The organism is Clostridium kluyveri DSM 555 (genome assembly GCF_000016505.1).
Lineage (GTDB): Bacteria > Bacillota > Clostridia > Clostridiales > Clostridiaceae > Clostridium_B > Clostridium_B kluyveri.
This window is the reverse complement of sequence record NC_009706.1, coordinates 3849968-3862487: the sequence shown is the minus strand read 5'-3', so window position 1 is coordinate 3862487 and position 12520 is coordinate 3849968. Positions and strand designations below refer to the sequence as shown.

Below are 12520 nucleotides of genomic sequence, written 5' to 3'. Positions count from 1 at the left end.
TGAAAAGAATAATATAAATCTGGTGGCAATAATGTGGAGGCAACACCCCTTACCATTTCGAACAGGAAGGTTAAGTTCCACAGTGCCCATGGTACTGCAGGGGAGGCCCTGTGGGAGAGCAGGTCGCTGCCGGATATGTTTTGGTTCACTAGCTCAGTTGGTAGAGCACATGACTTTTAATCATGTTGTCCGGGGTTCGATTCCCCGGTGAGCCACCAATAAGGAAGCATATTATTGATATGCTTCCTTATTATTTTTTAGAAAAAAATATTGTATTTAATTAGATTCACAATAAATTATTATATTCCGATAATTGAAAAATTTTCATTATAATTATGTTATAATTAAAGTAATCCATAACGATTAGCTGAAGTACAATTACATTACTAATATATTTGATTGGAGGCAAATATGAAAGGTTTAGACTTTTTTAGAATAATATGTGAAGCTCATGCACCAAGTGGAAGGGAAGATTGGTTGTATTCTATTATAAAGGACAATTTTAAGGAATTTGGAGATACAACTATAACTAAATTAAATAACATGTATATACACAAGAAAGGTATAACTTCTAATAAATTAATGATAATGTCTCATGTGGATGAAGTTTTTTTAATGGTAAAAGAAATCTCAGAAGATGGATTTATAAAATTTGAAGGCTTTGGAGTAGATGCCAAAAGTCTTGTGTCTCAGGAAGTCATCATTCATGGAAAAGAAGATATATCTGGAATTGTAGCATTAAAATATAATTACAATGATAAAGATAAAAGTAAAGTTTCCATGAAAAATTTATATATAGAAACTGGATTTAATAAAGAGAAGTTAAGCGGTATAGTTAAATTAGGAGATTATATCACATTAGACAGAAAGATGATATATCTTTTGAATAATAATGTAAGCTGTAAATCTATAGATAATAGAGCTAGTATTTTTGCTATGTACGTTTGTGCAGAAGAACTTAAAAATGTAAATTCTGATTTGGATATATATTTTGTATGCTCATGCCAGGAAGAAGTGGGTCATAGAGGAGCAAAAATGGTAAGTTATGATATTAAGCCCGATATAGGTATAGCACTTGATGTAACCTTTGATAGTGGAATATTAGGAGATAACAATAGAGAAAATAAGCTTGGAAAAGGACCGGTTATATGCATAGGACCTAACATACATGCTAAAATCAGAAATAGATTAATAGAAACAGCAGATAAGTATAATATCCCTTATCAGGTTGAAGTAGAACCGGGAAATACAGGAACGGATGCTTGGGATATTCAAACTTCAGTAGGAGGAATAGCTACAATTCTTGTATCTATCCCTATAAAGTATATGCATACGTCAGTGGAGGTAGTTAACATAGAAGATATAAGAAATACAGGAAGATTGTTGGCAAGACTTATTCAGGATTTAAAAGAGAGTGAATTGGAGGGATTATTTTGTTTTTAGAAAAACTCTGTAATTCTACAGGACCTTCGGGATATGAGGAACACATTAGGAATGTAATAAGAGATGAATTAAGTACTTTTACTGACAATATACTTATAGATAGAATGGGAAATATTATAGTGCATAAGGATAGACAAAATGATTCTTCATCTAAAATAATGGTGATTTCTCACATAGATGAATCAGGTCTCATAATAACAGCTTATAATAAAGATGGAACACTAAAATTTTCCACATTAGGGGATATAGATAAAAATTCACTTCCTGCTAAGGCTGTTTTAATTGGAGATAAAAAAATACCAGGAGTTATTGGAATGAAGCCAATACATATTCAGAGTAAAAAAGAAAGAGATGAAAATATATCCTATGAAAATATGTGTATAGATATAGGCGCTTTTTCCCAAGAGGAATGTAGAAGGATTATATCATTAGGGGATTTTGTAGTATTTAATAATAAATTTTCTCATTTTGGAGATAACCTTTTAAAAGGAAAAGCTCTAGATAATAGAGTAGGATGTTCTATACTTATAGAGTTATTGAAGGAAGACTTAAATTGCAACTTATATGGTGTATTTAATGTTCAGGGAAATATAGACCAAAGAGGAATTCATGCGGTTGCTTACAATATTGATCCAGATTTAGTCATAATTTTAGATACCATAAATAGTATAGATTATATGGAAATTCCCAGTTATTTCAGGACAAGTAAATTAAGAGAAGGTCCTGTTATACCTTTTAAAGGTGGACAGTGTATATTCGATAGAGGTATTGTAGAATCTATCCGGAATAAAGCAGATGACATAGGAATACCATATCAAAAAATTGGAGATACTCATGGAGAAGGAGAACTTAAAGCAGCTTATCTTACTGTTAATAATTGTAAAACTGCATCGATATTATTACCATGTAGATACATGAATTTTAATATTTCTATATGCAGTTTAGCTGATTATGATAATACTTTATTTTTATTAAAAAGCTATTTAGAGGACTGTAGTATAAATATTTAGAATGGTATAAGGGGTGAAAATTATGGATAAGCTTTTGTTAAAATTAATTAATTCTTTTGGGATTAGTGGAAAAGAAGATGAAATTAGACAAGTGATAAAAGAGAGTTTAAAGGAATCCGATCATGATATACATGAAGATAATATAGGTAATATATTAGTGAAAGTGGGAACTGGTAAAAGTAAAGTTATGATATGTTCTAATATGGATTCAGTGGGATTTATAGTTAATGATATAGAAGAAGATGGAATGATAAAAGTAAATAGTATAGGAGAGTTTAATACTCAGGATATATCACATAGCTTTATAAGATTTCATAATGGCACACTGGGTAAAGTATGGACATCTTCAAAAGGTGTCTTTGTGGATATAGGTACAAGTAACAGGGAAGATACATTAAAAAAGATAAAAGAAGGAGACATGGCATCACTTGTGGGACCTTATTTAAAAGTGGGAAATAATAATATAATAAGTCCCTTGCTTCATAATAAGGTGGGATGTTATATACTTTTGAAGCTTTTAGAAAATATTAAAATAAATAATACTGAATTTAATTTTGTATTTGCTTCTCAAGGAGAAATTGGAGGAATAGGTGCAAGAATAGCTGCAAATACTATAAATCCTGACTATTGTATAATAGTAGGCGTTGAAAACACAAAAAATAAAGAGGAAACAAAAATAGATATAGGTGATGGACCCGTATTAAAAATCATGGATAGTTCTTTGATAATGCATAAAGATATAAAGGATATATTAGAAAATGCTGCTGAAAGAGCGGATGTAAAATTTCAGTACAGTATAAGCACAGGTAAATCCCAAGGAGGACTTGTACATAAAGAGCGGATAGGCATAAGAACTGGCGAGATTGCAGTACCATGTAGATATAAATATTCTACTTCAGAGATGATATCTATTTATGATATAGAAAATACTATAAAGGTATTAAATGAATTAGAAAATTTTAAGGAGCTGATATAAGAAAAGTTAATATGAAGAAAATCAAATGGATTTTAGTTGTACTATGGATGGTAGTAATATTTATTTTTTCGAATGAATCATCTACTATGTCAAATGAAAAGAGTAGACTTTTTATATACCTAATTCAAACTTTAGGTTTGGACTTAAATGCTTTCTTTGGAAATTTATCTAATTTTATGGTTAGAAAGGCCTCACATTTTCTTGAGTATTTTATACTAGCTATACTATTGTTTAATATTATAAAAGGTAAGTTTGAAATAAAAAAAGTATTTATAATTTCCATTGTTATAGTAGTTGTATATGCATGTACGGATGAGATTCATCAAATATTTATACCTGGAAGAACAGCCAGAATAAAAGATATATTTATAGACACAGTAGGAGGTAGTATGGGACTATTAGTAAGCTATTTTATTAATAAAAAAATTTTTTATGAAAAGGAGAACTAAAGGGTATTTAGAGCTCCTTTTAATTTTTCCCAGTCCTCCTCATATATAGATTGAAAATTTTTATTTCTATTGTAGGTCAAAGCAGAAGGATGATACATAGGAAATACGGGTTTCCTTAGATTCTCATTAAAATAGATAGTACCATGACATTTTCCTATGGAGTCAAATTCAGTAAAACTTTTTAAAGGTATATTCCCTAATGTAATAATTATTTTAGGATTTACAAGATTAATTTCTTCATTTAATATTTCTTTGAATAATTTAATTTCTGGTATTTTAGGAGTTCTGTTGCTTATAGTTTCTTTACCATCTTTTGATATTTTAATTTTAATTGGTCTAAAAAAGCAAGTGTTTGTGATTCGTACTTCTTCTCTTTTTAATCCTATAGAATTCAAATAATTCTCAAAAGTTTTTCCTGCCATACCAACAAAAGGTTTTCCTTGTATTATTTCTGTTTTTCCTGGAGCTTCTCCAATGAATAGTATAAGACAGGGAATAGGTCCACTGCCAGAAATGTATCCTTCCGTAGGTGCATCCTTATAATTTTCACATATCTCTCTGATTTTCTCTCTAATTTTTTCTTCAGCTTTCATAAAAGAATTCCTTTCTTTAATTAAAATAATCTTTTTTATATTTTAACATAAGTGTCAAATATAAAATTAATTTTTAATAAATTGTATCCGTACATTTTATTAAAAAAAACAATAGTATTATAATACTACTAAAATTATTTTAAAGAGGTGATTTTCTTGAACATTCCATATGTACTGACTCCAGGGCCTACAGAAATTAGAGAAAATGTTAGGCTTGCAATGAGTATGAGGACTACTAATCCGGATTTGGATGTAAAATTTTATGATTTTTATAGGAATGCCTGTGAAGACATAGGTCGATTATTAAAAACTAAAAATCAGACTATAATATTAGGTGGAGAGGGAATGTTAGGATTAGAAGCAGCCTGTGCTTCTCTTACAGAAGAAGGAGATAGGGTTCTTGTAATTGACAATGGCGTATTTGGAGAAGGATTTGCTGATTTAGTAAAATTATATGGTGGGAAAGTGGAATTTTTTAAAGGAAATAGGAGGCGAGAAATAGATATAATAGAATTAGCAAAATTTTTAGATAAAGATAGTAATTTCAAATATGCAACCATTGTACATTGTGATACTCCTTCAGGAGTATTGAATGATGTGTCAAAAATATGTCCTTTGCTTAAAAAAAGAGGTGTATTGACTTTAGTAGATAGTGTTTCCGCAATGGGAGGAGAAAAATTAGAAGTTGATAATTGGGATATAGATATAGTTATAGGTGGTTCGCAAAAATGTATTTCAGCTCCTCCGGGGCTTACTCTGATTAGTATGAGTGAAGAAGCCTTGTTAGCTATGAAAATTAGAAAAGAGCCCATAAGGTCTTTTTATTGTAATTTACTAATTTGGGAAAAATACTATGAAAATAAATGGTTTCCATATACCCCTCCAATAAGTAATATAATTGGACTTAAAGTAGCTTTAGATAATATTCTAGAAGATAAAAATATTTTGGAAAGACATAGAATAATTGCTGAAAGCTTAAGAAAGACTATTATAGAAGCAGGTCTTAATCTATATGTGGAAAAAGGTTATTCCAATACAGTTACTGTTATTGAGGTTCCAAAGGGTATAGAAGAAAAGCAGCTCAGAGAATTCATGTTAATTAATTTTAATATTATGATAGCAGGTTCTTTTGGATATTTGAAAAATAAGGTTATAAGAATAGGCCATATGGGAGAAAATGCCAGAAAAGATTTAATAAGTTATAGTCTTTATGCTCTTCAGGAAGCTTTAAAGCATATGGGATTTCAATGTAAATGTGATATGCCTCAATTTTTTTTAAAACAGTGTAGAACAAGTGATTTTTAGGTTTAGATGGAGTTTGCCTATGAGAAATGCTTTTCTACATATGGGCCTTATTAACAGTATTCTTAGTGTCTTTAGCACTTAGAATACGTTATTCTTTAGGGGAAAAACTTATTCAGGCATGTAGCAATGATTGTCTCCTACTTTGAAGAAGGTAAGAGTACTAGTAATGGTGGTGTTAGGATAAAATTCAAAAATATAGTAGCTTTTAAATAAATAAACATAACCTAGCGTATCAATATAAGTATATTATAGAAAATAAGAATTATATGTTGTATATAAGAGATATTTTTATGTAGTTGGTATATCTTATAGAGACATTAGAATAAAGTATGATAAAATATCACATGTTGCTGCAAAATACAGAATAGTAATTTTAGCAGCATGTGTACCTTCAAAATTTTAGTCTTTGAAATGCTAAAAAAAGTGTTGACAAAGGGAAAATGAGATGATATACTATAAAAGCTGTCTGAGAAAACAGATGGCAGCAAAGATGAAATATGATCCTTGAAAATTAAACAGAATAAAGAAGATAGGTAAACTTATTTATTAAGAATAAACCAGCAATTCTTTTGAGCTGCGAGAGCAGTAAAGAGAGTAATTTCGTAATGTAGTATATTCAAGCAGTATTCTGCTGAAAGAGATATACTAAAATTGCTAGTAGCGAGTACAGCGAGGAAAAGGCTGAATGAGGAGCGGAACTTACTTATGTAATTGAGCACCGGAATGAGGCATTTAACGAAGCTGGGCGAAGCTAATAGTAATTTTCAACAGAGTCAAATAAAACTTTTAAAATAAGAGTTTGATCCTGGCTCAGGACGAACGCTGGCGGCGTGCCTAACACATGCAAGTCGAGCGAGGAAGCCCCTTCGGGGGTGGAATAGCGGCGGACGGGTGAGTAACACGTGGGTAACCTGCCTCAAAGAGGGGGATAGCCTCCCGAAAGGGAGATTAATACCGCATAGAAGGTAAAAATCGCATGATAAATGCCTTAAAGGAGCAATCCGCTTTGAGATGGGCCCGCGTCGCATTAGCTAGTTGGAGGGATAAAAGCCCCCCAAGGCGACGATGCGTAGCCGACCTGAGAGGGTGAACGGCCACATTGGAACTGAGATACGGTCCAGACTCCTACGGGAGGCAGCAGTGGGGAATATTGCACAATGGGGGAAACCCTGATGCAGCAACGCCGCGTGAGTGAAGAAGGTTTTCGGATCGTAAAGCTCTGTCATCCGGGACGATAATGACGGTACCGGAAGAGGAAGCCACGGCTAACTACGTGCCAGCAGCCGCGGTAATACGTAGGTGGCGAGCGTTGTCCGGAATTACTGGGCGTAAAGGGTGTGCAGGCGGATATTTAAGTGAGATGTGAAAGACCCGGGCTTAACCCGGGCAGTGCATTTCAAACTGGATATCTAGAGTGCAGGAGAGGAGAACGGAATTCCTAGTGTAGCGGTGAAATGCGTAGAGATTAGGAAGAACACCAGTGGCGAAGGCGGTTCTCTGGACTGTAACTGACGCTGAGGCACGAAAGCGTGGGTAGCAAACAGGATTAGATACCCTGGTAGTCCACGCCGTAAACGATGAGTACTAGGTGTAGGGGGTATCGACCCCCCCTGTGCCGCAGTAAACACAATAAGTACTCCGCCTGGGAAGTACGATCGCAAGATTAAAACTCAAAGGAATTGACGGGGACCCGCACAAGCAGCGGAGCATGTGGTTTAATTCGAAGCAACGCGAAGAACCTTACCTGGACTTGACATCCCCTGAATGACTCGTAATGGAGGAAGCCCTACGGGGCAGGGAGACAGGTGGTGCATGGTTGTCGTCAGCTCGTGTCGTGAGATGTTAGGTTAAGTCCTGCAACGAGCGCAACCCCTGTCGTTAGTTGCCAGCACGTAAAGGTGGGCACCCTAACGAGACTGCCGCGGTTAACGTGGAGGAAGGTGGGGATGACGTCAAATCATCATGCCCCTTATGTCCAGGGCAACACACGTGCTACAATGGGCAGAACAGAGAGAAGCAATACCGCGAGGAGGAGCAAATCTCAAAAACTGCCCCCAGTTCGGATTGTAGGCTGAAACCCGCCTGCATGAAGTTGGAGTTGCTAGTAATCGCGAATCAGCATGTCGCGGTGAATACGTTCCCGGGTCTTGTACACACCGCCCGTCACACCATGAGAGCTGGCAACACCCGAAGTCCGTAGTCTAACCAAGGAGGACGCGGCCGAAGGTGGGGTTAGTGATTGGGGTGAAGTCGTAACAAGGTAGCCGTAGGAGAACCTGCGGCTGGATCACCTCCTTTCTAAGGAGTCGAAAGGCTGGGAAAAAACCTGCCTTAAAAGCTGGAATTTGAGATAAATAAGTTGCCCTTTATTCTGTTTAATTTTGAGGGATCATAGTCATTTGACGATAAAGGATTGACAGTTAGATTCCTATTTCAATTGAGCAGTGCAGACTGTAATAATAAATTGTGCACTGTGAATAGTAAATTGAAATAAAATTGTCCTTTGAAAATTGCACAGTAAATAAAAGAAGTAAAGCTAAGGTTAGAAATAACCTTTGTAGTGGATAAGTATAAATGAGTTTATGCTTATTTTAATAAGATGTAGTTCCTATATTAATATAATTGAGAATAAAGTTTTAATTATATTTACGTAGGACAAAGAAAATTAGTGATAACGAGCAGAGCGAGGAAAGACTTGAGTGAGGAGCAGAGTTTACTTGTGTAAATGAGCACCGCAGGGAAAGGCTTGACGAAGCTGTGGGAAGTTAGCAGTAATTTTTTAATGAAACTCACTCAGCTAAGGCTGAGGAGTGCAATTTAGGCACCAAATCGAAGATTTGGACTAAATTATCAGGTCAAGCTACAAAGGGCGCATGGAGGATGCCTTGGCACCAGGAGCCGAAGAAGGACGTGATAAGCTGCGAAAAGCTCTGGGTAGGCGCAAATAGCCAGAGAACCAGAGATGTCCGAATGGGGAAACCCACCTATAAAACAATAGGTACTGCATGCTGAATATATAGGTATGCAGGGGAAAACCCGGGGAACTGAAACATCTAAGTACCCGGAGGAAGAGAAAGAAAAATCGATTTTCTAAGTAGCGGCGAGCGAAAGGGAAAGAGCCCAAACCGGAAACTTGTTTCCGGGGTAGAGGTCAGGTGATAAAAAATGTGGAAGCTTAAGTGAATTCAACTGGAAAGTTGAGCCGCAGAAGGTAAAAGCCCTGTAAGTGAAAAGCAGAAGCAAAATAACCTGTACCGGAGTACCACGAGACACGAGAAACCTTGTGGGAAGCAGGGAGGACCACCTCCCAAGGCTAAATACTACCTGGTGACCGATAGAGGAGGAGTACCGTGAGGGAAAGGTGAAAAGAACCCCGGGAGGGGAGTGAAATAGAACCTGAAACCGTGTGTCCACAAACAGTCGAAGTACGTTAAAGTACGACGGCGTGCTTTTTGTAGAACGAGCCAGCGAGTTACGGTATGCAGCAAGGTTAAGTACTTAAGGTACGGAGCCGAAGGGAAACCGAGTCTGAAAAGGGCGGGGAGTTGTATGCCGTAGACCCGAAACCGGGTGACCTATCCATGGCCAGGTTGAAGCGGAAGTAAAATTTCGTGGAGGACCGAACCACGTTGGTGTTGAAAAACCATGGGATGAGCTGTGGATAGCGGAGAAATTCCAATCGAACTCGGAGATAGCTGGTTCTCCCCGAAATAGCTTTAGGGCTAGCGTCGGGAGTGAGTAATGGAGGTAGAGCACTGACTGGGGTAGGGGCTGACAACAGTTACCGAACCTTATCAAACTCCGAATGCCATATACTTGAATCCCGGCAGTCAGACTGCGAATGATAAGATCCGTAGTCAAAAGGGAAAAAGCCCAGACCAACAGCTAAGGTCCCGAAGTGTAAGTTAAGTGGAAAAGGATGTGTGATTTCGAAGACAACTAGGATGTTGGCTTAGAAGCAGCCATACATTTAAAGAGTGCGTAATAGCTCACTAGTCAAGAGGTCATGCGCCGAAGATGTCCGGGGCTAAAACTTACCACCGAAGCTATGGGCCTGAAAGGGCGGTAGGGGAGCATGCTGCACAGGGAGAAGCCATACCGGAAGGAATGGTGGACAGTGCAGGAGAGAGAATGCTGGCATAAGTAGCGAGAAATAAGTGAGAATCTTATTGGTCGAAAACCTAAGGTTTCCTGGGGAAGGTTCGTCCGCCCAGGGTAAGTCGGGACCTAAGCCGAGGCCGAAAGGCGTAGGCGATGGACAACCGGTTGAGATTCCGGTACCACATTTTTGCGAAAAAGAACAGAAGGGATGACGCAGAAGGATAGGATGTGCACACGAATGGATGTGTGTCCAAGGAGTGAGGGAGGACATAAAGGAAAAGCCGTATGTCCGATAATCCTGGGCTTTGAAGGGGAGTCCGCAAGGACGAGTATCTGATTTCACACTGCCAAGAAAAGTCTCTATGGAGCAGGGATGTGCCCGTACCGCAAACCGACACAGGTAGGTGAGGAGAGAATCCTAAGACCATCGGAAGAATTGTTGTTAAGGAACTCGGCAAATTGACTCCGTAACTTAGGGAAAAGGAGTGCCTCGAAAGAGGCCGCAGAGAAAAGGCCCAAGCAACTGTTTATCAAAAACACAGGTCTCTGCTAAAGCGAAAGCTGAAGTATAGGGGCTGACGCCTGCCCGGTGCTGGAAGGTTAAGGGGACTGCTTAGCGCAAGCGAAGGCAAGAACTTAAGCCCCAGTAAACGGCGGCCGTAACTATAACGGTCCTAAGGTAGCGAAATTCCTTGTCGGGTAAGTTCCGACCCGCACGAATGGCGTAATGATTTGGGCACTGTCTCAACAACAAATCCGGCGAAATTGAAGTGCAAGTGAAGATGCTTGCTACCCGCGATTGGACGGAAAGACCCCGTAGAGCTTTACTGCAGTTTATCACTGAATTTTGGTATTGCCTGTACAGGATAGGTGGGAGGCAGAGAAGGAAGTGCGCCAGCATTTCTGGAGTCAACGTTGGGATACCACCCTGGCAGTACTGGAATTCTAACCGGAGTGCATGAAACTGGACACGGGACAATGATAGGCGGGCAGTTTGACTGGGGCGGTCGCCTCCAAAAGAGTAACGGAGGCGTACAAAGGTTCCCTCAGAAGGGTTGGAAATTCTTCGTAGAGTGCAAAGGCAGAAGGGAGCTTGACTGTGACACACACAGGTGGAGCAGGGACGAAAGTCGGGCTTAGTGATCCGGTGGTACCTCGTGGGAGGGCCATCGCTCAACGGATAAAAGCTACCTCGGGGATAACAGGCTGATCTCCCCCAAGAGTTCACATCGACGGGGAGGTTTGGCACCTCGATGTCGGCTCGTCGCATCCTGGGGCTGGAGTAGGTCCCAAGGGTTGGGCTGTTCGCCCATTAAAGCGGCACGCGAGCTGGGTTCAGAACGTCGTGAGACAGTTCGGTCCCTATCCGTCGCGGGCGTAGGAAATTTGAGGGGAGCTGTCCCTAGTACGAGAGGACCGGGATGGACTGACCGCTGGTGAACCAGTTGTTCCGCCAGGAGCACAGCTGGGTAGCTAAGTCGGGAAGGGATAAACGCTGAAAGCATCTAAGTGTGAAGCCCACCCCAAGACAAGATTTCCCATGGCGAAAGCCAGTAAGACCCCTCCGAGAAGAGGAGGAGATAGGTCAGGGGTGTAAGCATGGCAACATGTTAAGCTGACTGATACTAATAGGTCGAGGGCTTGACCAAATAATATTTACTGTGCAATTTTGAGGGGATAAAACTCCTGAAAAGAATAATATAAATCTGGTGGCAATAACGTGGAGGCAACACCCCTTACCATTTCGAACAGGAAGGTTAAGTTCCACAGTGCCCATGGTACTGCAGGGGAGGCCCTGTGGGAGAGCAGGTCGCTGCCGGATATGTTTTAAATAGAATGTCTTATTGACATTCTATTTTTATCGCTGAAACAAGCATTTTAAAAAGTATACTTTAAAGTATACTTTTTAAAACTTTTCCTATGCTGTCATGTATAACTATATTAGCTTTATTATCATAAGGAGTAGTAGATTTATTTATAAGAACTAAATTACTGCCATTAAAATAATCAACCAGTCCTGCTGCAGGATATACTACCAGAGATGTACCTCCTACAATTAAAATATCTGCTTTACGTATATATTCCACAGAGTTATTTAATACATCCATATCCAAGCTTTCTTCATATAAAACTACATCTGGTTTAACTAATCCATTGCACTTATCACATTTTGGAATAAGATTAGTGCTTTTTATTACATAATCCAAATCAAAGAATTTATTACATCTAGTACAGTAATTTCTGTGAATTGAACCGTGTAATTCTAACACATTATGTGATCCTGCCATTTGATGAAGTCCATCGATATTTTGAGTTATTATAGCCTTTAGCTTTCCCCTTTTTTCTAATTCTGCTAAAGCGTAATGCGTATCATTGGGCTTTGCATCTTTATATATCATTTTTTTTCTGTAGAAGTCAAAGAAGTCTTCGGTATGAGACATAAAGAATGTATGACTTAGCATTACTTCAGGAGGATATGAAAAATTATTTTTAGTCTTATATATACCTGCTTCAGATCTAAAATCAGGTATATTTGATTCAGTAGAAACTCCAGCACCTCCTAAAAATACAATATTTTCACTTGAGTCTACAACTGATTTTAACTTTTCGTAACTCATAAAATCACCCCTAATTTATATTAAA

Annotated in this window: 7 protein-coding genes, 1 tRNA gene and 4 rRNA genes; 10 read left to right on the top strand and 2 right to left on the bottom strand. The window is 38.1% G+C overall.

All coding sequences use genetic code 11. The annotated features are described in order from the left end of the window. The first annotated feature begins 18 nt into the window (after nucleotides 1-18). The 6 genes from rrf (CKL_RS18565) to CKL_RS18540 all read left to right on the top strand — a co-directional run bounded on the left by rrf (CKL_RS18565) (nucleotide 19) and on the right by CKL_RS18540 (nucleotide 3878). Nucleotides 19-135: ribosomal RNA gene (gene rrf / locus CKL_RS18565) — 5S ribosomal RNA — on the top strand. A gap of 7 nt (nucleotides 136-142) precedes the next feature. Beyond that, a tRNA-Lys gene (locus CKL_RS18560) sits at nucleotides 143-218 on the top strand. A gap of 193 nt (nucleotides 219-411) precedes the next feature. Continuing rightward, nucleotides 412-1443 carry a zinc-binding metallopeptidase family protein gene (locus CKL_RS18555; protein ID WP_012104126.1) on the top strand — a complete coding sequence of 344 codons (1032 nt, stop codon included), beginning with the start codon at nucleotides 412-414 and terminating at the stop codon, nucleotides 1441-1443. After that, on the top strand, nucleotides 1434-2453 hold the full coding sequence (locus CKL_RS18550) for a M42 family metallopeptidase (RefSeq protein WP_012104125.1): 1020 nt from the start codon (nucleotides 1434-1436) through the stop codon (nucleotides 2451-2453). Before CKL_RS18555 ends, CKL_RS18550 begins: the two co-directional genes overlap by 10 nt. A 22-nt stretch (nucleotides 2454-2475) precedes the next feature. Next, nucleotides 2476-3429: a hydrolase gene (locus CKL_RS18545; RefSeq protein WP_012104124.1), complete on the top strand. Its 954-nt coding sequence runs from the start codon at nucleotides 2476-2478 to the stop codon at nucleotides 3427-3429. Between the two features lie 11 nt (nucleotides 3430-3440). Continuing rightward, entirely contained in the window at nucleotides 3441-3878 is a 438-nt protein-coding gene (locus CKL_RS18540; protein ID WP_012104123.1) for a VanZ family protein, read from the top strand. On the opposite strand, the gene CKL_RS18535 is transcribed toward CKL_RS18540, so the two are convergent. Then, a complete protein-coding gene (locus CKL_RS18535; protein ID WP_012104122.1) occupies nucleotides 3875-4471 on the bottom strand; it encodes a uracil-DNA glycosylase in 597 nt (198 codons plus the stop codon). The two genes, CKL_RS18540 and CKL_RS18535, sit on opposite strands and share 4 nt — an antisense overlap. A 156-nt stretch (nucleotides 4472-4627) precedes the next feature. On the opposite strand from CKL_RS18535, the gene CKL_RS18530 reads away from it, so the two are divergent. The 4 genes from CKL_RS18530 to rrf (CKL_RS18515) all read left to right on the top strand — a co-directional run bounded on the left by CKL_RS18530 (nucleotide 4628) and on the right by rrf (CKL_RS18515) (nucleotide 11699). Further along, nucleotides 4628-5776 carry a pyridoxal-phosphate-dependent aminotransferase family protein gene (locus CKL_RS18530; protein ID WP_012104121.1) on the top strand — a complete coding sequence of 383 codons (1149 nt, stop codon included), beginning with the start codon at nucleotides 4628-4630 and terminating at the stop codon, nucleotides 5774-5776. Nucleotides 5777-6563: 787 nt separating this feature from the next. Further along, a 16S ribosomal RNA gene (locus CKL_RS18525) occupies nucleotides 6564-8074 on the top strand. Nucleotides 8075-8629: 555 nt separating this feature from the next. Then, nucleotides 8630-11526, top strand: a 23S ribosomal RNA gene (locus CKL_RS18520). A 56-nt stretch (nucleotides 11527-11582) separates the two neighbouring features. Next, a 5S ribosomal RNA gene (rrf, locus tag CKL_RS18515) occupies nucleotides 11583-11699 on the top strand. Together the 16S, 23S and 5S rRNA genes form the textbook arrangement of a ribosomal RNA operon. Nucleotides 11700-11769: 70 nt before the next feature. On the opposite strand, the gene CKL_RS18510 is transcribed toward rrf (CKL_RS18515), so the two are convergent. Continuing rightward, nucleotides 11770-12495 carry an NAD-dependent protein deacylase gene (locus tag CKL_RS18510; RefSeq protein WP_012104120.1) on the bottom strand — a complete coding sequence of 242 codons (726 nt, stop codon included), beginning with the start codon at nucleotides 12493-12495 and terminating at the stop codon, nucleotides 11770-11772. Between the last annotated feature and the right edge of the window lie 25 nt (nucleotides 12496-12520).